Source organism: Streptomyces sp. NPDC002926 (assembly GCF_053591755.1).
Window position 1 is genome coordinate 338,566 of the sequence record NZ_JBSFUK010000003.1, and the last position, 20,755, is coordinate 359,320.

Annotated in this window: 24 protein-coding genes and 3 pseudogenes; 12 read left to right on the forward strand and 15 right to left on the reverse strand. The window is 67.9% G+C overall.

The features are described from left to right. The first annotated feature begins 21 nt into the window (after window positions 1-21). A complete protein-coding gene (locus ACWDZ6_RS07920) occupies window positions 22-144 on the forward strand; it encodes a DUF6408 family protein (RefSeq protein ID WP_451502342.1) in 123 nt (40 codons plus the stop codon). Here ACWDZ6_RS07920 and ACWDZ6_RS07925 read toward each other — a convergent pair. Beyond that, window positions 105-689, reverse strand: a pseudogene (locus ACWDZ6_RS07925) (DNA/RNA helicase domain-containing protein); the annotation flags it as partial. The gene ACWDZ6_RS07920 and the pseudogene ACWDZ6_RS07925 sit on opposite strands and share 40 nt — an antisense overlap. A 63-nt stretch (window positions 690-752) precedes the next feature. After that, window positions 753-1,256: a PIN-like domain-containing protein gene (locus ACWDZ6_RS07930; RefSeq protein WP_451502162.1), complete on the reverse strand. Its 504-nt coding sequence runs from the start codon at window positions 1,254-1,256 to the stop codon at window positions 753-755. Window positions 1,257-1,569: 313 nt separating this feature from the next. Between ACWDZ6_RS07930 and ACWDZ6_RS07935 the strand changes: the two genes are divergently transcribed. The 3 genes from ACWDZ6_RS07935 to ACWDZ6_RS07945 are packed head-to-tail and all read left to right on the forward strand — an operon-like array spanning window position 1,570 to window position 4,158. Further along, window positions 1,570-2,046: a hypothetical protein gene (locus ACWDZ6_RS07935; RefSeq protein ID WP_451502163.1), complete on the forward strand. Its 477-nt coding sequence runs from the start codon at window positions 1,570-1,572 to the stop codon at window positions 2,044-2,046. Window positions 2,047-2,059: 13 nt separating this feature from the next. Further along, window positions 2,060-3,559 carry a hypothetical protein gene (locus ACWDZ6_RS07940; RefSeq protein ID WP_451502164.1) on the forward strand — a complete coding sequence of 500 codons (1,500 nt, stop codon included), beginning with the start codon at window positions 2,060-2,062 and terminating at the stop codon, window positions 3,557-3,559. Beyond that, on the forward strand, window positions 3,556-4,158 hold the full coding sequence (locus tag ACWDZ6_RS07945) for a hypothetical protein (RefSeq protein WP_451502165.1): 603 nt from the start codon (window positions 3,556-3,558) through the stop codon (window positions 4,156-4,158). Before ACWDZ6_RS07940 ends, ACWDZ6_RS07945 begins: the two co-directional genes overlap by 4 nt. Window positions 4,159-4,382: 224 nt before the next feature. Here ACWDZ6_RS07945 and ACWDZ6_RS07950 read toward each other — a convergent pair whose 3' ends face one another. After that, window positions 4,383-4,730 (reverse strand): hypothetical protein, encoded by a 348-nt coding sequence (locus tag ACWDZ6_RS07950; RefSeq protein WP_451502166.1) that lies wholly within the window; start codon window positions 4,728-4,730, stop codon window positions 4,383-4,385. A 248-nt stretch (window positions 4,731-4,978) separates the two neighbouring features. Next, a complete protein-coding gene (locus ACWDZ6_RS07955) occupies window positions 4,979-5,446 on the reverse strand; it encodes an ATP-binding protein (RefSeq protein ID WP_451502167.1) in 468 nt (155 codons plus the stop codon). A gap of 173 nt (window positions 5,447-5,619) precedes the next feature. Between ACWDZ6_RS07955 and ACWDZ6_RS07960 the strand changes: the two genes are divergently transcribed. Then, window positions 5,620-6,453: a helix-turn-helix domain-containing protein gene (locus ACWDZ6_RS07960; RefSeq protein WP_366735659.1), complete on the forward strand. Its 834-nt coding sequence runs from the start codon at window positions 5,620-5,622 to the stop codon at window positions 6,451-6,453. Continuing rightward, the gene (locus ACWDZ6_RS07965; RefSeq protein WP_451502168.1) at window positions 6,450-6,653 is read left to right on the forward strand and encodes a DUF397 domain-containing protein; all 204 of its coding nucleotides are present in this window, start codon (window positions 6,450-6,452) and stop codon (window positions 6,651-6,653) included. The genes ACWDZ6_RS07960 and ACWDZ6_RS07965 overlap by 4 nt, the downstream gene beginning before the upstream one ends. 65 nt (window positions 6,654-6,718) lie before the next feature. Here ACWDZ6_RS07965 and ACWDZ6_RS07970 read toward each other — a convergent pair whose 3' ends face one another. Then, window positions 6,719-7,381, reverse strand: a complete 663-nt coding sequence (locus ACWDZ6_RS07970; protein ID WP_451502343.1) for a DUF7008 domain-containing protein — start codon at window positions 7,379-7,381, stop codon at window positions 6,719-6,721. Next, window positions 7,270-8,442: pseudogene (locus ACWDZ6_RS07975) on the reverse strand (amidohydrolase family protein); the annotation flags it as partial. The pseudogene ACWDZ6_RS07975 and the gene ACWDZ6_RS07970, both read right to left, overlap by 112 nt. Between ACWDZ6_RS07975 and ACWDZ6_RS07980 the strand changes: the two are divergent. Then, complete coding sequence (locus ACWDZ6_RS07980; RefSeq protein ID WP_451502169.1) at window positions 8,330-9,502, forward strand: epoxide hydrolase family protein; 1,173 nt, start codon at window positions 8,330-8,332, stop codon at window positions 9,500-9,502. The pseudogene ACWDZ6_RS07975 and the gene ACWDZ6_RS07980 sit on opposite strands and share 113 nt — an antisense overlap. Window positions 9,503-9,925: 423 nt before the next feature. Further along, complete coding sequence (locus tag ACWDZ6_RS07985) at window positions 9,926-10,132, forward strand: DUF397 domain-containing protein (protein WP_451502170.1); 207 nt, start codon at window positions 9,926-9,928, stop codon at window positions 10,130-10,132. Between the two features lie 432 nt (window positions 10,133-10,564). Here ACWDZ6_RS07985 and ACWDZ6_RS07990 read toward each other — a convergent pair whose 3' ends face one another. Both ACWDZ6_RS07990 and ACWDZ6_RS07995 read right to left on the reverse strand, forming a co-directional pair. Beyond that, the gene (locus ACWDZ6_RS07990; RefSeq protein WP_451502171.1) at window positions 10,565-10,693 is read right to left on the reverse strand and encodes a hypothetical protein; all 129 of its coding nucleotides are present in this window, start codon (window positions 10,691-10,693) and stop codon (window positions 10,565-10,567) included. Between the two features lie 502 nt (window positions 10,694-11,195). Further along, window positions 11,196-11,333, reverse strand: coding sequence for a hypothetical protein (locus ACWDZ6_RS07995; RefSeq protein WP_451502172.1), 138 nt, complete (start codon window positions 11,331-11,333; stop codon window positions 11,196-11,198). Between the two features lie 620 nt (window positions 11,334-11,953). Between ACWDZ6_RS07995 and ACWDZ6_RS08000 the strand changes: the two genes are divergently transcribed. Continuing rightward, entirely contained in the window at window positions 11,954-13,012 is a 1,059-nt protein-coding gene (locus ACWDZ6_RS08000) for a hypothetical protein (RefSeq protein WP_451502173.1), read from the forward strand. 93 nt (window positions 13,013-13,105) lie between these two features. Here the strand turns inward: ACWDZ6_RS08000 and ACWDZ6_RS08005 are convergent, their stop codons facing one another. After that, complete coding sequence (locus ACWDZ6_RS08005) at window positions 13,106-14,056, reverse strand: fibronectin type III domain-containing protein (protein ID WP_451502174.1); 951 nt, start codon at window positions 14,054-14,056, stop codon at window positions 13,106-13,108. Window positions 14,057-14,492: 436 nt separating this feature from the next. Then, window positions 14,493-14,792: a hypothetical protein gene (locus ACWDZ6_RS08010; protein WP_451502175.1), complete on the reverse strand. Its 300-nt coding sequence runs from the start codon at window positions 14,790-14,792 to the stop codon at window positions 14,493-14,495. 173 nt (window positions 14,793-14,965) lie between these two features. Here ACWDZ6_RS08010 and ACWDZ6_RS08015 point away from each other — a divergent pair, with 173 nt between their 5' ends. Further along, window positions 14,966-15,376 (forward strand): hypothetical protein, encoded by a 411-nt coding sequence (locus ACWDZ6_RS08015; RefSeq protein ID WP_451502176.1) that lies wholly within the window; start codon window positions 14,966-14,968, stop codon window positions 15,374-15,376. 440 nt (window positions 15,377-15,816) lie between these two features. On the opposite strand, the gene ACWDZ6_RS08020 is transcribed toward ACWDZ6_RS08015, so the two are convergent. Both ACWDZ6_RS08020 and ACWDZ6_RS08025 read right to left on the reverse strand, forming a co-directional pair. Beyond that, window positions 15,817-16,443, reverse strand: a complete 627-nt coding sequence (locus ACWDZ6_RS08020; protein ID WP_451502177.1) for a hypothetical protein — start codon at window positions 16,441-16,443, stop codon at window positions 15,817-15,819. A 10-nt stretch (window positions 16,444-16,453) separates the two neighbouring features. After that, entirely contained in the window at window positions 16,454-16,705 is a 252-nt protein-coding gene (locus tag ACWDZ6_RS08025; protein ID WP_451502178.1) for a hypothetical protein, read from the reverse strand. 259 nt (window positions 16,706-16,964) lie between these two features. Here ACWDZ6_RS08025 and ACWDZ6_RS08030 point away from each other — a divergent pair. After that, window positions 16,965-17,081: pseudogene (locus ACWDZ6_RS08030) on the forward strand (3'-5' exonuclease); the annotation flags it as partial. A 230-nt stretch (window positions 17,082-17,311) separates the two neighbouring features. Further along, window positions 17,312-18,148, forward strand: a complete 837-nt coding sequence (locus ACWDZ6_RS08035) for a CAP domain-containing protein (protein ID WP_451502179.1) — start codon at window positions 17,312-17,314, stop codon at window positions 18,146-18,148. Between the two features lie 6 nt (window positions 18,149-18,154). On the opposite strand, the gene ACWDZ6_RS08040 is transcribed toward ACWDZ6_RS08035, so the two are convergent. The 3 genes from ACWDZ6_RS08040 to ACWDZ6_RS08050 are packed head-to-tail and all read right to left on the reverse strand — an operon-like array spanning window position 18,155 to window position 20,558. Next, window positions 18,155-19,456, reverse strand: coding sequence for a sensor histidine kinase (locus tag ACWDZ6_RS08040; RefSeq protein WP_451502180.1), 1,302 nt, complete (start codon window positions 19,454-19,456; stop codon window positions 18,155-18,157). After that, the gene (locus ACWDZ6_RS08045; RefSeq protein ID WP_389181206.1) at window positions 19,453-20,142 is read right to left on the reverse strand and encodes a response regulator transcription factor; all 690 of its coding nucleotides are present in this window, start codon (window positions 20,140-20,142) and stop codon (window positions 19,453-19,455) included. Before ACWDZ6_RS08045 ends, ACWDZ6_RS08040 begins: the two co-directional genes overlap by 4 nt. 53 nt (window positions 20,143-20,195) lie before the next feature. Next, window positions 20,196-20,558 (reverse strand): hypothetical protein, encoded by a 363-nt coding sequence (locus ACWDZ6_RS08050; protein WP_451502181.1) that lies wholly within the window; start codon window positions 20,556-20,558, stop codon window positions 20,196-20,198. Window positions 20,559-20,755: the final 197 nt, after the last annotated feature.

Sequence of the window (20,755 nt, forward strand, 5' to 3'; positions counted from 1 at the left end):
TCCTTGAAGGAGATGCTTGGCATGAGCCCCGTCGAGTACACGCCTGCGCGTCGCAGCTGGATCCGTGAGGTAGCCATCGGCGTTGCCGGTGCCCACACCCCTGAGCTCTCATCGGAGATTCCCAGCAGGTCGAGGACCAATTGACGATAACTGTCGCTGCCACCGCAACGAAACTCCGCCTGAAGGGCGTACTGCTGAGCAGTAACACCGTGACGCAAGGCCGCTCGTTCAATGAGCCCGCCAGTACCAACCTCATCGCGTCGCACCGACTGGTCCTCGTCGAGGAGGAAGACCGTGACCCGCGCCGCCTTGATCAACTCGTCCACCTGCGGCTGTTTTCCCTGGCGCTCCGAGGGCCAGTACCGGTTGGTGGATCGTTCCCGCAGTCGGTGCGCCTCATCGCAGATGAGCAGATCCAGAGGCGGCTCAGGAGGTTCCACGAAGTTGTGGAAGTACACGAACTGGTCGGCCGAGACCTGCTCATCTCCGCGGATGAAGTGCTTCATCGAGGCGTCAAAGGCCCGCGAGCCACTCGCATACCTCACCTCCCGGCCTCTCGCGGTGAAGTAGCGCAACAACTCCAGCCCGATGGCGCTCTTACCGCTCCCCGCTCCTCCCCTCACCAGGAAGACCACGGGCCCCGGGCTGTGCGGCGAGGAGCGTCCCTCGCGCTCCACCGCTTGCTTCACGTGGCGCCAGACCGTCTTCTGGTCGCCCCTGAGCGTGAAAACGGATACTGGGTCGGAGTGAGTCTAGGCCGTACCCGCCAGCGCGTCCCGCTCGGCCTGGCCGTCGATGATCTCCCGCAGGTCCGAGACCGCATCTGTGAGTGCCACCAGGCCCCCGTCGATCCGCTGGGTGACCTCCTCGTCCTGCTTGAGGCGTACGTCCTTCACCCAGCGCTCAACAGCGTCGTGCGCCGACCGACGGACCCTGTCCAGCGCGGCGGAGGTCTCCTTCGCTTTGGTGCTGTGGTGGTGGCGGACGGATTTCAGTTCGCGGTTTCGCCAGAACTCGGTGAGCACCTGGTGCGGCACCCACAGCCGGTCCCGAAGCTTCGTCAGTACGGCGAGAGTGTCCTGCCGGGTGCGGGCGTTGGAGCGGTAGAGGTTGAGTAACACGTTGGTGTCCAGGACAACCATCCCGGACTGGAAGACCCGCTCGTAGTCGTCCTTGAGGGGGCTGCGGTGGGCCCCGTCGCAGTCGAAGATCCCTCGCGCGGTTCCGTTCTCCACCGGGTCGTCCTGGAAGGCCATATATTGCTGAGTACTCCCCGTTGTTCGTCCGCCCCGGTTCGTACTCCCGAAGGCACGAGGGGCATGGTTCCAGTTCTTACGCCTCGGGCGTGAGGGCCGTCTCCGCCAACTCCGGTGCGTGCCAGGGTCCCTGACAGAGCCGCGCCTGCCCGTGTGGACCTCGGCAGTCGTTCAACACAACGTTCCAGCCGCGGTCTGCCTGATACGGCCGAAACGCATCGGCTTGATGACTCCCGCAGCAAATCCGCACGTCAGCCCCCGCGACGGACTTGCTAACGTGCAGTCACGCTGAACATCGCCGAACGGGGGAAAGATGGCGTTCAACGAGGAATGGTCCGGTCTGGTATCCGCGGCCAAGGAGCGGCAGTCCGTCGGCACACGGCTAAACCAGCTCGAACCGGGTGCAGGATCAGGCTCGAACCCCGACCTGGTCGTCACCCAGGACGACCTCGGTTCCGTCGGTCACGAGGCATTCCGGCTGCACGACCAGTTGCAGAAGAAGGCCGACATCGCGGGCGCGGACAGCGACAAACGCGGCGCCGGTTCCACCGCGCAGGCCGCCAAGGAACTCTCGGACCGCAACCTGACCATGGGCGCCGAGCTTCTCACCACGCTCTCGGTCTGGGATTCACAGGTCAAGACAGTCCGGCAGATGTGCGCGCACATCTCCAATCATCTGGACTACTCGAAGAAGTCCCACGCTGAGAATGACCGGGCCATCGAAGCTGCTCTCAGACACCGGGACGGCTCCGCGGTGTCCGTCTCAGAGATATCCAAGTACGTAAAGTAGGGGGTCGGCAGACATGGGCACCTTTACGTACTCGGATCTCATCGCCCTGGATCTGGGAAAGCTGAACACGGCCGTCACCGACTGGAAGACCATGGTCGGGGAGCTGGCCAAGCTCAGGACGGACGTCTCCGACACCCTGGTCGCGAAGTCCGACGCGGCCGAGTGGAAGGGCGTGAACGCCACCGTCACAAAGGACTTCGTACGAAGCACCGCCAAGGAGTTCCTCGACCTGCATGCGGAGGCCGAGAGCATCTACAAAGTCCTCGAGGACGCTCACAGCGAGCTCACTCAGATCCAGAAGCGGGCCAAGGCCCTGTCCGAGGAGGCCCGCCAAGGGGATCCTGCGCGTACTCCCGAGCCGGATCCGGGACTGTTGGTGACCGACGGCGGCAACGGCACAGTGAAGGTGATGGAGGCGATGTGCGATGCGAAGGGAACCTCGCAACGCACGAAGGACATGATGCAGTGGTACGCCGACACGCTCACCGGCCTCGTTGCCCACGCATCCGAAGTGGACGCCGCAGTCACGCGGGCGCTGAAACGAAGCCATGGCGGAGACCCGAACAACGCCGGGCACGCCACGTACACCTCTCTCGACGAGGACCAGTTGCCGCGCGCGATGAGTCTGGCTTCGCTCGGCAAGGACGCCAGCGAGAAGCAGCGGGCCGAGTTGCGCCGGCTCTGGCAGTCGCTCAGCCCGGAGGCCCGGGCGGAGCTGTGGAAAGGCCAGAAGGACGACCTACTGGCCACGGGCATCTTGAATCCGACGGCCAAGAAAGCCGCACCCGACCGAGGTGCGGGGCCCTACGCCGCGGAGAAGGCCGGCTGGGACGAGTTCATGACCCAGGAGAAGATGAAGCTCCTGGTACAGGGCGCAGACATGAAAGGCATGACCGATGCCTCTCGCCATATGGCGCACTACTTGGAGGGCGGCGGCGAACCCATGGAGCTTCCCGTCGACAAGATGATGGCGGACGAGGAGGGCTTCAGGACGCATGTGGACGGCTTGGTCCGGGAGAAACAGGGCGAGTGGCGCGAACAGGCTCTGGAGGAGTTCAGGAAGAACGGCGGTCGCCCTGTCAGCATTCCGGTCGAGACGAAGACCCGCGACTACTACTTCGACCAGAACGCCAATGAGAACTGGTTCTTCGCCGTCGGAGCGGCCCGGTCGAACGTCACCGGTGTGGTCACCGTCGTACCGGGCGCCGACGGCCGCCCTGAGGTGGGCCTCGACTACCAGGCCAACGCCTGGGACCGCTACAACTGGGATGAGGGGAAGGGAGTGAGCATCGGCCCGATCGACATCCCGGACGGGGAGATGGCACGCATGCACACCACCGGACTGGCCAAGGAATTCGACATGGCCGGCAGCAGTTCGGTCAAGCACTACGACCTCGGCAGCGCCGCCCCTAACGACAACGGCCTGCCACAGCCCGACGAACCAGGCAGGGACGGTGACCGCACCGACCCCGGCCGGGAGCAGCAGAAGCGCCATGGGAGCATCGTTCGATGACCGGAAAACCGTCCCGGGCGGGGTCATCCCTGCGTCGTGTACTCCTTGTCGTCGGGGGTGTTGTCGCAGTCGCCGCCGCGGTCGTCGTCTCGCTCGCTTTCCTCGCGGACAGCTCGTCCGATCTTGAGAAGGAGAAGAACTGCTGCTGGTCGGAGAGCGCCACGCCCGCATGGGTCAGTCAGGTGACGGGGCTCAAGATCCCCGTGAAGGCTTCGGACGTGAGGGTCGGGTACCACAGCGGATCTCGCTATGACACGGCTCTGATGGCCTTCACTCTGCCCGACAAGAAGGCGGACGAGTACCTCGCACAGCTGACTCCCGAGGGCTCCAAAATGATCGAGAACACCAACCCTCGGGAAAAGGACTACTCGCCCGCGGTCGGCTTCGCCCACCTGGGGATCCCGGAGCCGGAGACGCTCGTCGAAGGCACGCGCATGGGCAACGTCTGCCGTGGTGACGTCGACACACCCGACGGCAAGAAGATCCAGTACTGCGCCAAGCTCTTCGCGCACCGGTTCACGACGGGCAGCACGCGGATCTTCACCAGGACCGGCATCGAGCCGAGCCTGACTCCGCCCCCCGCCAAGCCGAAGGCGTAGCGCGGGCGCTTGCGCTGCCTGGCTTCGACGCAACCGCCGCCGCCCCGCGACGGAAGGGTGCGACCGTGGGGCGGCAGCGGGATGCTGCTGCCGCCCCTCCACGGCGACTCCTGTCACGCCTTGGGCCAGAAACGGACGAGATATCGCTCAGCGTCCTCGGCCGTACCGGTCTGCTCCGAAAGACGTTCGGCCTCCTCCCGGCCCACGCAACAGACCTGCACGCGCTAGACACCGCCACTGTCCGAGAGTGTGATGACGGCGTCCGTCCGGCCCAGGCTCATCGACCACAGAGCCACCTCACCGCTGGTCGACTCGAAGTCGACCTCACCGTGTTCGTCCCACCGCGCCCAGTCCTCTTCGGGCGGCGGTCCGTTCCACACCTCGACTGCCACCGAAGCGGTGTGGCCTGCGCTGAAAATGTCGATGCGCCCGGGAAACGTGGTGAGGAACTGGCCGAACACGGAGTCGTCCGGGTAGGGCACCGGCAGATCGCCGTCGTCGGACTCCTGGAAGCAGAAGCTGTTATAGCCGACATCCGCGTCAAGTTGTTGCCGTTGGATCAGTTCCGCCACGCCAACTCCTCACCGTGAACGGCCGCCTGGTCATCGAGCGCGACGGTAGTAGCTTGCACCGATCGAGGGTGCGTTCGAGGAGGGCCGGGGGTGAGGGCAGGCGGTGCCCGTACGCCAGTCACATCACCTCGCTTGCCGCAGGCTCACCCGACGCGGAGTGGTCTCCGCGGGTTCGTGGCGAACTTCGCAGTGTCTTGGCCGCCGCGTCACGCCGCGCTTTCCGGTGGCCGCTGAAGAGCCACGTCACCTCAGGGAATGGGCGGCAGTCCCAGCTCCGCCCACACATGTTTTCCGGGGGCATCCGCTCGGGGTGCGACGCCCCAGCGGTGGGCGAGCTGGGAGACGAGGTAGAGGCCCCGACCCGATTCAGAGTCGATGGGTGGGGCGGTGAGTTCGCCGGGCGTGGGGCATCGCTCGGTACGAGTGTCGGCGACTTCGATGCGGAGGGCGGTGGCGGTGGCGGTGAGGCGGAGGTGGAAGTCCCGGCCGGGGACGTGTCCGTGGCGTAGGGCGTTCGCGGTGAGTTCGGCGGCGATGAGGGTCAGCGTCTCGTTGGGAGCGGAGTCGTAGGGGTAACCCCACTCGTGGAGCCGGTGCGAGACGAGCCGGCGGGCGAGGCGGGCGCCGCGTGGGGTGGAGGTGAACTGCATCGAGAACTCGCTGGTGGGGGTGGGGGATTGCTGCGGTGCCACGCCAGGGGTAATTGCTCGGTTCATGAGGAAAACGCTGGCGGTGCGGGCGTAGCGTTGACCAGGTGGGACGCGCTCACCGGTACGAGGTGTACGCGTCGGGGACGGCGTTGTACGCAGCTCGGAGCGTGACCGGCTCAAGGGTGCTGCGTTGGCGCAGGTGCGGTGTAGGGCGCGGGCGGCACGGGAGGTGCGGGGGCATGGACGATCAGCAGCAGCCGGAGCACGAATACGAGCCGGGATCGGGCATCCTGCACGTCTTCGGGCAGCAGTTGAAGCTCTGCCGGGTACGGGCGGGGCTGGAGCGGCCGGAGTTGGGGTCGATGACCGGGTACTCGGCTTCGACGATCGCCTCGTTCGAGCAAGGGCGTCGGATTCCGCCACCGAGGTTCATCGACAAGGCGGACGAAGTGCTGGATGCGGGCGGGTTACTGAGGGCGAGCAAGGAGGAGGTGGCGAGGGCGCAGTATCCGGCGTTCTTCAGGGATGCGGCGCGGTTGGAGGCGGAGGCGGTTGAGCTGCATCTGTACGCCGTCCAGGCCGTGCCGGGCCTGCTGCAGACCGAGGAGTACACCCGCGCCCTGCTGACCATGCGACGGCCCCTGCTCGACGAGGAGACCATCGAGCAGCGAGTCGTTGCTCGCCTTGCACGGCAGGAGATCTTCAATCGGTGGCCAGCCCCTCTGATGAGCTTCGCTATCGAGGAAGCAGTACTCCGCCGCCCCTTCGGTGGCAAGACCGTTCTGCGTGGCCAGTTGGAACACTTGCTCCTCATCGGTGAGAAGCGCAATGTTGAGATCCAAGCGATGCCGCTAGACCGTGAGGACAACGCGGGCGTCGACGGACCATTCACACTGATTACACGCAAGTGCGAGGAGCACATCGCGTACTTGGAGGTCCAGGGACGCAGCACCTTGGTGAGTGATCGGGAAGAGGTCCGCGCCATCGCGGCCCGCTATGGGATCATCCGGGCGCAGGCTCTCACGCCACGGGAGTCACTTGCCTTCATCGAGAAGTTGCTGGGAGAGCTATGAACATCGCGGAGACCAACACAGCTGAGGAACTGACTTGGTTCAAGAGCAGCCACAGCGGAGCCGAGGGCGGCGAGTGCGTTGAGGTCGCCGTCTGCCCCGGCATCATTCACGTCCGCGACTCCAAGGACAAGGTCGGTCCGATTCTCCGCGTGGCTTCCGAAGGCTGGGCGGCTTTCATGAAGTTCGCCGCCCAAGGCTGAGCACACACGAACGATGCCCCGCCACCGGGAGCGATCCGGAGACGGGGCGTCTGCCTTGTACGCACCTATACGCGAGCCTCAGTCGGCCTTCTTCGCCCGGCCACGTGTCTTCTTCTCCCGGCGCCAGGCCCTAAGGTCCTCCGCCGAGAGCCCGTGCTTTCCGCGCTGCTCTTCCAGGTACGCCTGGTACTCCTCGGCCGGGTTACCGCCCACTCCTCATCGTGCTGACCGTGCCACTGGTGGACCCACGGCATCAGCTCCTGGATGCCGGCGATGAGCGGCATGAGGCGCGGAGTGTCCCAACCTGCCTGCTCGGTACGGTCGTTGATCACGTTGACCAGCGCCTGCACCTGATCCTTGTGATCCCAGCCGGCCCAGCCAAGCAGGAGCGTCGCGTCGGAGTCGGGCGACGCGTCCGGGTAGGAGATGAACCGCTCCTTGGGAACGTCGAGTTTGCCGCGGTGCGACCAGTAGGACGCCCTAAGGAAGTCGGCGGGCGCGTACTTCGGCGGCACGGGGATGTCGAGCCGCGTCCCGGTCTTGTCCTCCTCAGGCTGGCGATCCCAAACGTGCTCCCACTGCTCGCGGCGATGTAGTCCACAGCGCGCAGGAAGACCTCTCCGTCCTCGTACGGAAAATCCGTGCCGAGTACGAGGCGGTCCGCCCCGAATGACGCCGCGGCGGCGACCAGCGCCGGCGAATGCACATGGCTGACCGTGTCGTTCCAGAGGCGGCCGACGGCCACCGAAGGCAGCTCGGGCGTTTCAGGGGACTCGAACGCCAGATGGTCGTCAAGCCGGCGCGGCAACAATGGCAGCGCCCCGCCCAGGTGCGAGGCCAGGATACGCATCCGCGGATAGCGCACGGGGATGCCCGCGAGGATCAGGTGCATGACCGCCACCGTGTCCTCGACCGGCGCCCCGACCATGCACGTCATGCCGTGCCCGGTGATCAGCGGGCTGGCGGCCCCTTCGCCGGCCGGGTGGATATACAGAACGGCACCGCGCCGATCGAGTTCCTCGTAGAGGGGGTCGAAAAGCGGATCGGCGAGTGTGCGGCCGAGTACGGTCGTGGTCACGCCGACACCGACCGCACCGAGGTCGTCCAGCGCGTGGACGACCTCACGCAGGGCCGCGTCGACATGCGGGAGGGGCAGCGCGGCGAAGGCCCGGAAACGCCCGGGGAAACGGGCCACCAGTTCTGCGCACGACTCGTTCGCCGCCCCCGCCAGCGCCACGGCGTCGGGCTCCCCCATCAGGTGTGGGGACTGCGGCGCCACGGAAAGCACCTGAAGGTCGATGCCTGCCCGGTCCATCAGCGCGAAACGGTGGTCCAGATCGGCCTCGGTCGCCTCTGCGCCGATCCCGCGCTGGTGGCGGCGCGGCCCGCGACGCGGCGTCGCAAGTCCCTTGTGCGAACGTGCGCCATGGGTGCCACGGCGCCCAGGCCTTGGGCAATCGGATATGGCTGAGCACGCCCCTGGAGCAGCGTGGGGCGCGATGGACCGGAATGGACCGGACCGGAATGGACCGGACCGGACTGGAGGCGTGACGGCACTTCGTTGGTACGGGGGTGTTCGGGGACCGGGCACTGGAGCGCCGGCCCCGGCGAATACCGTTCGCCCCGGCGAACGGCCAGACCTAGCATGCGTAGCCGTGACGAGTACCGATGAGAGCATGCACGCGTTCCGCATCGACATTCCCCAGGACGACCTGGACGATCTGCACGCGCGCCTCGATCGCACCCGGTGGCCTGACGAACTGCCCGGAGTGGGGTGGGCGTACGGCATCCCGCGCGACTATCTGAAGGAGCTCGCGCGGTACTGGCGGCACGAGTACGACTGGCGCGCCGCCGAAGCCAGGCTGAACGCATGGCCGCAGTTCACGACCACGATCGACGGGGCGAACCTCCACTTCGCCCATATCCGTTCCCCGGAACCCGACGCGACCCCGCTGATCATGACGCACGGCTGGCCGGGCTCCATCGTCGAATTCGCCGAGGTCGCCGGCCCGCTGTCGGACCCACGGGCTCATGGCGGCGATCCGTCCGACGCCTTCCACCTGGTCCTGCCGAGTATCCCGGGGTTCGGCCTGTCCGGCCCGACACGAGAGACCGGATGGGAGTTCCGCCGGGTGGCCGCCGCGCTCGCGGAGCTGATGCGGCGCCTCGGCTACGACCGGTACGGCGCCCAGGGCGGCGACTGGGGCGCGGCCATCTCCCGCGAACTCGGCCGCACCCAGACCGACCGGATCATCGGCGTACACCTGAACCTGCTGCCCGGCTCGTCCGCGACCGAGGAGCCGCGCGCCGACGAACTGGCCGCGCTGAGCCCGGCGGAGCGGGACCGCACGCTGGCCTCCTGGAAGCGCGGCCAGGAGTGGAGCCGCGACAAACAGGGCTACGCCGACATCCAGTCCACCCGGCCCCAGACACTGGCGTACGGGTTGACCGACTCACCGGTCGGCCAACTGGCCTGGGTCGCAGAGAAGTTCAAGGAGTGGACGGACTCACGCGACCGTCCCGAGGATGCCGTCGACCGCGACCAGCTGCTCACCAACGTGATGCTGTATTGGCTGACGGGCACCGCCGGCTCGTCAGCCCGTATCTACTACGAGAGGGCGCACGCCGCCTACTGGGGATCGGCACCCGAGACGTCGACCGCGCCGACGGCCCTGGCCGACTTCCCGCGGGAGAACTTCATCCCGCTGCGGCACATCGCGGAGCGGACGAACAACATCGTGCAGTGGTCGGAGTTCGACCGGGGCGGGCACTTCGCGGCGATGGAGGTACCGGACCTGCTGGTCGGCGACATCCAGTCATTCTTCCGAAGGCTGCACGCCGGCCGATGACGACCGTGCACCGCCATGCGTCTCAGCGAGCCATGTCGTCCCGACGTCCAGGCGACAGTCGCAGCTCCGCCCAGACGCATTTTCCGGGGGCACCGCGGCGGGGTGCGACGCCCCAGCGGTCGGCGAGCTGGGAGACGAGGTAGAGCCCGCGACCCGATTCCTCGTCGGGGGGGGTGGGGTGCCGGGGGCTTCGGATACGGGACACCGCTCGCTGCGGGTGTCGGCGACCTCGATGCGGAGGACCGCGCGGCCGGCGACCTCGGTGAGCCGGAGGTGAAAGTCCCGGCCGGGAACGTGGCCGTAGCGTACGGCGTTGGCGGTGAGTTCTGCGGCGATGCCTACAACGCACAGTGGTCAGCGAAGGGCCCAGACACTCACTCCGCGCGAATCGTTGATCCTCGTAGAGACGTTGCCGGCAGACACATGAACGCCGAAAAGCCTGTGCGGTCCGTGCCCGAGTCGCATTGGTTCAAGAGCAGTTACAGCAGCGGTGAGGGTGGTCAGTGCGTCGAGGTCGCCGCCGGCCCCGGCACCATCCGCGTGCGGGACTCGGAGGCCAAGACGGGACCCGTCCTGTCGGTCGCACCTCAAGGATGGGCCGCGTTCGTGGAGTTCGCCGCTGAGAGCTGAGCAAACGCGTGGGGGCGGACCAGAGCTTCCCGTTCCGTGACTCCATGCACGCACTTACGCCGCATGGCCATCCTCCGGACAACGACGGCAAGTCGACTACAGGGCCTAGGATGTGGCCTTCATCACGGCCCTGCGGCTCGCTTCGGGGCAGTCCCACGCAGGGGGTGGAATGACGACACCGATGGGCGGCGGGCCGAGGGGCGACGCCACACGCGAACTGGCCGCCGGCACCTATCTCGATGACAGTTTCCGCGATGCCGTCATCGACGAGCTGTACGTGAACCGGGAACGTCTCGTCGCCCCGTCCGTCGGGTTCGACGCTGTTTCGGTCCTTGTCCATGCGCTGAGGGCACGCCGCCTCCAAACCTTCTGGGCGTGGATAGTCGTTGCCCTGTGGATGCTGGGCTTCCTGGTAGCAGGCGCCGTCTTCGCCTACTTCCTGGCCCCGGCCGTCACCTTGGTGATCTCCGCAGCCTTGTCCGGCGTGGGGAACGATCCGGACTCCCGTCGGCCGGGGCTGGAGATCCGCCCGGCACGCGGGGCGCGGCGCGTTCTCGGCACCTCGCTCTCCGTCCTCGGCGGCGCTCTTTTCGTCGGCTACCTTGGCGCGGCGGTAGCGAACATCGCCGCGCCGGGGCTCATGTCTCCCGGCGGAGACACGCTGTCCTCTTGGGTCGCCCTGGGCGTTCCGCTGGGCATGGCCCTGTGTGCCGTTGGACACCGCGCACAGGTGAACCTGGCATTGTCCGTCGATCTGTCGCCGTACCGATTTGGGGACGGCAGCGGCACGCAAGTGGCGCTCGCACAAAACCCACGGATTCGAGCGACCGCGCGGCTCATCGCACGCGAACAGGAGTCGCCCTTCGTCTACTACGGGCCCGGCTCTCCGTTCCTGGGCTTCGGCAGCTCCTACCGGCCCTGGACCACGGCGGTACCACTGGGCAGCGTCCCTCGCGTGGGTCAGTCCCCTCCGCCGCTCAGCAACCAGGCCCTCCTCGACGGGATCAGCTTGCAGGTCGAGCGGCTGCGGATGTCGCCGGCGGCTTCGCGGCAGGACGGGTTGTCACGGCTGGTTATCGGCGAGTGCGTGTTTCTGCCGGTGACCGGGCTGCCACACCGGGGCGGGGCGCCCCACGAGCCCGAGCAGTTTCACGCCCACCGGAGCGCTGCCGTCGAGGAGGGAGGTAGTCGGCGTCGGCATTACCTGTTCATTCAGGTTCCGGGGGAGGCGCAGGACAGCGTGGCGACGGTGTTCGTCCGTGTCCACACGCACGGCGACATGCTGATGGTCGAGTACCTGCCGCACGTGCTGCCTCCCGTCCGGCCCGTCTTTCGTGCGGTAGACAGGATCGTCGCTGCGCGGCGACGCTTGCCTGCGGCCGGCTGGTGGCTCCGAACCCCGGTGTTCGCGGCCCGTTCGGTGCCCCAACTCCTGCGACACGGCGCCTCCTGGTACTGGACATGGAGCCGGGATCGTCGGCGAGAGTTACCGGATGCTCCGCACGCCTCGGTACGGGAGCTGGCTGCCGAAGAGCGGGCTCCCCTCTTCCAGGAGATGGACGTCCAGCATCATGTGCAGGCTGTAGAGGCGTGCGTGGTGCACGGCGTGACGAGCGTCCTTCGCGCATCCGGCTACGAGACAGCCGGGTTCGAGGAGCAGATCGACCACCTGCGCGGGGGGCGGTCGCCATCGGTGGGATGTCCGGCGGGGCGTTCGCAATCGGCAAGCGCCACGGGCCGCTGCGCCCGCCGGAGGCGGGCCCGCGCTCACCGGGCCCGACCACCAACCCCGACGACGACAGCTGGCGGAGAAGCTGAGGCATGGGTGACATCGCAAAGGGAGTCCTGGTCGGCGCCTGGGGCCTGCTCGTTGGCTGGATCCTGCCTACCACGATCAACTTGGCCGCACTGTGCTTCACCGTGGCCCCCAGCCTCGACGGCGTGGTCGACGCGACTCGTCTGCGCCCCACCTCGCCCGTCGGCGCCACCCTGTTGCTGGTCTTCTCGGTGCTTTTCGGACTGATCCTGTACGCAATGCAGAGCCCGCTGTACCGGATCCTGGAGGGCTACCTCCTGTGGCCCCAGCCGTACTACCTCCGGCGATGCCAACGCCACCAGGCGCTGCGCACCGCACTTGACGAGCGTCTTCAACTCCTTCGTCTGGAGCGGGAAGGCCGCCGTCGCCCCCTGGAGGAGCACGAGCAGGAGACACTGCAACGGCTACGGACCAGCTCGGAGCCGGAGCGGTGGCGCAACCGTGACCGCAGCCGCGGTCTAATCCAGCGCGCCTTGCTGCAGGAGCAGTTGGCCCGTTACCCGGTCGACCCTGACCAGATCGCGCCCACGCGCCTGGGCAACGCCATTCGCAGGTTCGAGGAGTACGGCCACAACCGCTACTGCCTCGACACCCAGCTGCTGTGGAACGAGCTGAACGCGGCGGCCCCCGAGCAGTCGCGCCGCCAGGTCGACACCGCACGCACCAGCGTCGACTTCTTCGTCGCGCTGCTCTACGGCCACGCCGTCGTGACTGTCGTCGCCCTGGTATCCCTCACCGCGGCCAAGGCGGATCCCATCCCCCTGGTCGCGACCGCCGCAGTGACTGCGACGCTGATTCCGGTGTGGTACCGCACCGCGGTCGTGGCCACCGACGAATGGGCGGCCGCGGTCCGCGCCCTTGTGAACGTCGGCCGGGCGCCGCTCGCTCACGCCCTCGGCCTCGCGCTGCCCAAGGGCCTGGTCGAGGAGCGAGCTATGTGGACGCTGGTCTCGAAGTTCACACGCATCCCCTACGACGATCCGGCCGTCGCCCTGGACCGGTTCCGCCGCGACCTGGAACCGCCGACCACTCCGCCATCGCCCGGCACCGCTGGCCCCGGCTAGGTCCTGGCGTTCAACCCTTGCCATCGCCCTGAGGACGACCCTGCGGCGCGTGTGCCTGGAGTCGCAGGACAGACGGGGGATTGACGACAGGACCTAGCGCACCTCAACCGTGCGCTGCGCGGAGAAGTCACCCCACTTGCCGTCGGGCAGCCTGGCCCGGAGCTTGATGCTGTAGCGCGTGCCGGGCATGTCGGTGACCATGATCGTGTACGTCGCCTTCCCGGCGGGCGGCGCGGTGCCCCAGACGATGGTCGTCGCCGGCTTCCCGTTGAGGAACAGCTGATGTTCCTTGACCGGTCCGCCGGTCTGCGGCGGTGTCCAGGTCAGCTCGACAGCGCCCTTCCTGACCGTCGCCTTCACATCGCTGGGCGCGGTGCTGGGCCCCTTGCCCGGCGCGGCCTCAGTGGTGAGATCCAGGGCGTTGCTGTCTGTCGAGGAGTTCTCGGCGGCGTCACGCGCCCGAACGGTGAAGGTGTACACGGTGCCGGGCCGCAGGCCGGTGACGCGGGCGCTGGTCTCGCTGCCTGACACGGCGTGGATGCGGGAGTCCTCCTGGTAGATGTCGTACGACGTCACCTCGATATTGTCGACGGCCCGCCCCCAGGTGAGCGTGACGGCCCGCTCGCCGTCGACGTTGCCCCGCAGCTTGGCCGGCTGCGTGGGCGCCTCCTTGTCCTCGGGAGTGGGGGCTGGAGTGGTGACGGATGCGGCCGGACTCGGCTTCGACAGGTTCCCGGCGGCGTCCCGGGCCCGCACGGTGAAGCTGTAGGCGGTCTTGGGACTCAGCCGGTCGATGTCCACCATCTGCTTGGTGGCCGGCAGCGTCTTGACGCGGGCACCCTCCTGGAAGACCTCGTATCCGGCGACCGCCTTGTTGTCGGTTGCCTGCCCCCACATGACATGGACGGATGTGGCACTGCCCGCCTGGACGGTCACGCCGGGGGGCGTACTGGGGCTCGTTGTGTCCTTTTCCTCCGCGCCACAGGCGGTGAGGAGGAGGGCGGCCGCGCAGGCCAGCGCGGCGAGTGTGGGGGGACGTTGCACGGTCGGACCTCCGCAGGGGGACGGAAATGGTCCAGACCTATATGCCACAGGCTGCGCCCGCCCACAAGGGGTGCTTCCGCCTCGCTCTCCGTTCGTGACGAACGAACGGCTTGCCTCAGGTCGGGCATCGCATCGATCCCCGGGGAGCGCGTCTGATGGACGAACTCGGCGCCATGGAGCTCGTGGGGCGGGGGTACGCGAGGCGCGTCATGACCGGCCGGGGGCGGGGGTCGACAGGCCGGCCCCTGCCTCCGCAGCGTCGTCCGTCGCTACGCCTGGGGCCAGAACCGGACGAGGTAGCGCTCGACACCGTCAGCGGTGCCGGTTCTCCGCGGACACCCTCTCGGCTTCGTCCCGTCCCGCGCAGCACACCTGGACCTGCCAGGTGTGCTGCGCTTGTCGGACAGCGTGACGGTCTGGCCCGTACGCCCGAGGCTCATGGACCAGACCGCCACTTGGCCGCAGTTCGACACGAACTCGGCCTCACCGTGCTCGCCCCACCGCGCCCGTCCTCTTCGGGCGGGCGGCCGTCCCAGACCTCGGCGGTCACCGCGGCGGTGTGCGTGTGCGCGGCGCTGAAGATGTCGACACGTCCGGGAAACGAGGTGAGAAACTGTCCGAACACGCTCTCCTCGGGATACGGCACAGGAAGATCGACATCGTCGGACTCCTGGAGACAGAAACTGTGACAGCCGACATCGGCGCTGAATCGCAGCCGTCGGACCAGTTCCGCCACGCCAACTCCTCACCATGAGTGGCCACCTGGTCATCCGCAGAGTTGGTAGCCGCCACGTCGGCGGGGAGTGCGGGCACGGTGTGTCTCGGGGGGGGTGGCGCGAGGGGACTGCCTGCGTGCACCGTTGAGCTTCTTGCCGATGGCCGAATAGCGACACGATCAACGGAGACACAATGATCAAGCGAGTGGGGTTCTTTCGCGAGTTCGAGCCTCAGGACGCGGACCTCTCCGCTCCGTCAATTCATGATGCCGTTCGACCGCATGGGGTGGACGACGAGTCCAGAATCCTGGCGTATCTCTCATCGGGGACCGAGATCTTCAGCGCCATGGGGGCGCAACGGGATGTCATTACGGGCGACGAATGGCTTCCTGGAGCCGGATCCCTCGTCACCGACGGCACTTGGATGTGGCCGGTCGAACTACACCATTACGTGAAGCGGCACCACGCAGAATTGCCGGAAGATTTCCTGGCGACCGTGCGCTCCACGCACTACACCGCTCCGGCGGCGTCACGCGATCGCGTCGAGGAGATCTTTCGGGAAGTTTTCGGCGGACTTCCCTCCCCCACTGGGGCGAGCGGCTAGAAGGGCGCGCACGGTCTCCTCTCCTGGTATCCGTCCGGCCCAACCCGCAGCGCCGCAGCAGGTCGCTGAAGAGTCTGGATACCTTGGGGCTGACGGCAACGCGCGGTTGACGGCCACGTCGTGCACGGCAGGCCTCGGCCCTCGTGGAGAAAGTGCCGGCCCGCGGGCCTTCGTGGCGTTCACCGCCGGTTGGGTTCGCGGAGCCGCGGGCACTTCGTACGTCGCCTGTATTGGGCCGACGCCCGCGACACCGTGTGTCCGTCCGCCCGTCGCCGCTGGTCAACGGTGGTGGCGAAGCGGAAGCGTTGGCACCATGAATCACAGAACTCGCCGACGCCATGAGGCCCGGTCACGCGAGATGACCGCACCCCAATGGTGGGCCAGAACTTGTTCCCGTCGCAGCTTTGGACCTTCGCCGAGGCGTGCCCCGCCGGCCGCAGCTAGTACTTGGTGGTCGCCGGGGGCGGTGTCACGCCGGGCTCGATGGTCGACCTGACATAGATGCGTGTAGTGCCCGGCTTGAATTCGTGCGCAAAGAGGTCGACGCAACGGCGGAGGTACTGGCCTTCAGGGGTCTTGAGGTCATCAGGGCAAAGGCTCACCTGCCGCAGCCCTTCGACGAAGATCTCCGGCTCCGGCAGCTCGAGGTGGGCGAAGGCGGCCGCAGGACGGTAGTCCTTCTTCTCGGGATGGAAGTTCCGAATCATCTTCGTACCCTTCCGAATCAGCCGGGACGTGTACGTGTCTGCCTCCTGACTGGGAAGGGTGAAGGCAAGCAACCCGGTGTCGTAGCGACTGCCGGTCTTGTATCCGGCCCGCCGGTCCGAAGCCGTCTTCGGGATGCGGATGCCGATCTCCTCGCTCATCCAGGCAGGAGTGGCGCCGCTTTCCCAGCAGCAGTTCATCTCCTTGTCGGTCTGGTCCGACTCCACTGCGTCGGCAACATACGCGAACACGCCGACTGCCGCGGCGACGCAGGCGACTACCGCCAGCACCACGGCACACAGGACCTGCAGGCGGCGACGCGCAGTCCGCTCGCGGGAGGATTCATTGCTGCGGCTGTTCATGGGTGGACCTCTACCGGCCTTCCTGCTGTTCACCACCGGGATCCGTACGCCCGCCCTCACGCCCCGGCTCGTCGGGCTTCGGGAGCGGGTCACCGTTCGGGGCGGAGGCGCCCAGGTCGTAGTGCTTGACCGAGCTGCTGCCCGCCATGTCGAACTCCTGGGCAATGCCAGTGGTGTGCAGGCGGGCCATGATCGTCCTGGTGCACCACCAGATCAGCCGGGGCCCGCGGACCGGACCCGCCAGGATCGGGCGCCGCCGCATTGAGTCGCATCTGCGCAGATTGCCTGTCCTGCGCCTCGGACTTCAGCTGTGCCGCTCACTGTTGAACGTCATCGTTGCCCCCGCTCCGATCTGCGTCAACGGCCAACATTATCAATGATGTTGTGGGGCTTCACTGCGGTTGCCGGGCCATCGGGATCGCGTCAGCAAACGGCTGAGATCGCGTCTACGCAGGAAGAATCAAGGTGCACGCGACTGTCTCGTCCGGCTCGTCGAGCATCGACCGCCACTCGCGCAGCGCCAGTTGCAGCGGGCCCGCTCGCTGCTCTTCGTCGCCGCAACGCGTGCCCGTGACAGCCTCGACATCTTCTGGCACGGCAGTCCGAGCCAGTTTCTGCGTCCCCTCCTCTCCGCCTGAGCACGCGGAGTATGTGACCGATCGCGGTCATGCGGCCGGGGTGTATCCGGATGTAGCCGAACGGAGTCTTAGGGCTTTCTTAGGGCTTCTTGAAGAAGACCCGGCAAGAGGCCTTCTCGCACCAGATCGCGCCTACGCTCTCGTCAACCCCCCACAATCCCGGCGGGCGCGAACGCGCCTGCCGGGGTTTCTTCCCTGCTTCATTCGACTCCTCCCGAGGTGCCGTACGCATGAGTTCCCGCCGAGCCGATCGACCCCAGCCCCGCTCCCACGCCCGCCCCAAGGGCGGTTTCCGAGCGCGCAATGTCGTCCTGGCAGTGGGTGCACTCACCGTGACGGCCGGCGTCGCCGTCACCCTTGCCACCGGCGGTTCGGATCCGAGCGGCGGCACGGCGGACCGGGTCACGACCAACGCTGCCGGGGACCTCCCCGGAGGCGCTGATGCCAGCACGGACAGCACTGATCCCCTCGCGCTGCCCTCCGCGAGCCCCAGCGTGTCCACCTCTCCCACCCCGAGCGTGAAGCCCTCCGCCAAGCCCAAGCAGCCGGCGAAACCGGCCGCATCGCCGAAGGTTGAGGCGAAGAGCGGCAGCGGCACGGGTGGTTCGGGCAGCGGGGGGCGGTCGGCCGCCACGCCCCGCAGCGGCTCGGGCTCCGGGTCCGGCAGCTCGGGCGGGTCATCCAACGGCGCCGAAGCCCAGGTCCTCGCGCTCGTCAACAAGGAGCGCGCATCGGCCGGTTGCTCGCCGCTGACGTCGAACGCGAAGCTCGTCAAGGCAGCGGACGACTACAGCGATGTCATGGCCGACGCCGGCGTGATGTCCCATACGGGGCCCGACGGCTCCACCATGACCAGCCGGGTCGAGGCCGCAGGCTACGCCTGGTCCACGCTGGGCGAGAACATAGCCCAGGGGCAGTCCGACGCGGCAGCCGTCATGGACGCCTGGATGCACAGCCCCGGCCACCGGGCGAACATACTCAACTGCTCCTTCAAGGAGATAGGCGTCGGCGTGCACTTCGGCGACGGCGGTCCGTGGTGGACGCAGGACTTCGGGGCGGGCCGCTAGGGCCCGTCAGCGGTCGGCGCCCGCCAGCCCGAACGCCACCTGCACCCGCGCCCCGCCCATCGGAGCGCGGGTGATCTGCATCTCTCCGTCGGCGGTGCGGGCGGCACGGGCCACGATGTCCAGGCCGAGGCCGGTGGAGCCACCGACGCTGACCCCGCGGGTGAGCGCGGCATCCGGATCGGCGACGCCGGGACCCGCGTCGTCCACCGTCAGCAGCACATGCCGGTCGGTGCGCTCGACTCGTACGGCGAAGGCCGTGCCCTGCGGGGTGTGCCGGAAGACATTGCCGATCAGGGCGTCGACGACGGCGGCGAGGTCGTCCTCCGGGAACCGGACGGGCGTCGGCCGCGGCGTGAAGGAGCGTTCATAGGGCCGATCCTGCTGGGCGGCGAGCACCGACCAGAAGTCGAGCCGCATCGCGACCACTTCGGTCACCTCGCACGGCCTCGCCGGAACTCCCCCGCTCGGGGCCGCGGCCAGCGGGGTGCGGGCGGCGGTGATGATCGAATCGAGTTCGCTCTCCAGCTGCGCCACGGCGTCGGAGACCCGCCGGGCACTGTGTGAGCCGCCCATCAGGTCCGCCTCCAGGTAGAGCGCGGTCAGCGGGGTTCTGAGCCGGTGCGAGAGATCCGCGACCATTTCCCGTTCGACGGCCAGCAGTTCCGCGACCCGGTCGGCCATCGTGTTGAACGCGACACCGGCCTCCACCAGCTCCGGTGGCCCGTCGGGTTCCACCCGTACGTCGAGGTCACCCGAACCCAGTGCCAGCGAGGCTCGCGACAGGCTGCGGGAGGAACGCACCACCCGGGCGCCCAGCCGGTCGGCGACCAGTACCGAGCCGCCCACGAGGCCCAGCGCGAGCAGCGACATGACGCCCCACGAGGCCCCCACGCCCCGGGTCAGATCGACGCCGGGCACATACGCCTCGACGACCGCCACCCGGTCCTGGGCCAGTACGACAGGCTGGAGATAGACCCATCCCTCGGCAGTGTCCATGGCCAGCGTCTCGCGCTTCTCGACGGCGCGTTCCAGTGCCTGACGCGGTGCGCGCAGCGTGCCGACGAGCTCTCCCTCCGGGAGCCGTACGGCGAGCTGGTCGCGCGAGCCGAGCCCCGCGACCGCCTGCTGCACATCCGCCGGTTTCGTGGTCAGGGCGAGGACCGGTGAGAGGGCGGCAGCTCGCTGCTCGGCGGCGGTGGTCACGCGGTCCCGGGCCTGTTCGCGGACCAGGAGGGCGAGCGGGATGAGGAAGGACAGCGCGACCATCAGCGTCGCGGCCAGTGCGATCCCCGCGAGTGCGCGTCTCATGGGGAGGTGACCAGTTTGATCCCGATACCACGGACGGTATGCAGATAGCGGGGATCCGCGGCTTTTTCTCCCAATTTTCTGCGCAGTGCCGAGAGATGGACGTCGACCGTCTGGTCCTCGAGATAGGGCTGCTGCCACACCTCGGCGAGTATGCGTTTGCGGGATATGACCTCGTCGGCGTTTGCCGCGAGGTAGGCGAGCAGGTCGAACTCCCGCCGGGTCAGCGTCAGCTCGCGGTCGGCGAGGTGCGCGGTACGGGCCGTCGGATCGATCCTGAGCTCGGCGACCTGGACGACCGGCTGCCGGTCCCCGTCATGGGCGGCCGGTACGGACCGCCGGAGTACGGCGGTGAGCCGGGCGGCGAGCTGGCCGCCCGAGAAGGGCTTGACCATGTAGTCGTCGGCTCCCGCGTTGAGCAGCCTGATGATCTCCGTGTCGTCGTCGCGGGCCGTGGCGACGAGCACGGGAACACGTGAAATGCCCCGGATCATCCGCAGCACGTCGAGACCGTCCAGATCGGGCAGCCCGAGGTCGAGCACGACGATGTCGGGCGGGCACTGGGTGATCTCGCGCAGCGCCTCGAAACCCTGGTGGACGGTCTTCACCGCATACCCGTGCGCGGTAAGGACTTCGATCAGCGCGGCCCGGATCACAGGGTCGTCCTCGACGACAAGTACGGAGGCCATGAGCAGGCACGTTAGCGGGTCCGCCACTATGGTGTCGTGTCCCGGTTCTTGCGCTACCTGCTCATCTGGCTGTCGTGCACGGCGGCCAGTGTCACGGCCGTCATCATCACGGTCCACTTCGTGGTGGGATCGACCAGGCCGACCGCGCCGGTGGCGCAGTCGGCTCCGACGGACTTCGCCGCCTCGGCCCGGGCCTCGGCGACCGCGCGCCCCGACCCGACCCCGAGTGCCTCCGCAAGCACCAGCCCGGACCCGACGCCTTCCAAGAGAGCCGCGAAGCCCCGCACCGCGACGCCGACTCCCGCGGCCCGCACAAGCTCCCGCCCGCCGGACAAGCCGTCCACGCCTTCGAGCCAGGGCTGCGAGGAGGGCGGCTCGGGGGTGCACACCATCTCGTCCCAGGGCGGGTCGGTCACCGTGCGCTACGGAAGTGGCGGGGTGTGCCTCATCTCGGCGGTGCCCAGTCAGGGATTCACGGCAAGCACCGCACAGAGCGCGCCCGACACCCTGACGGTGACCTTCGCGGGCAGCCGGCACCGCTCGGAGATAACGGCGACAACAGTCCCCGTGGACCGGGCGAGCGTGCGCGAAACGTCTTTCTAGGGCGCCCGGT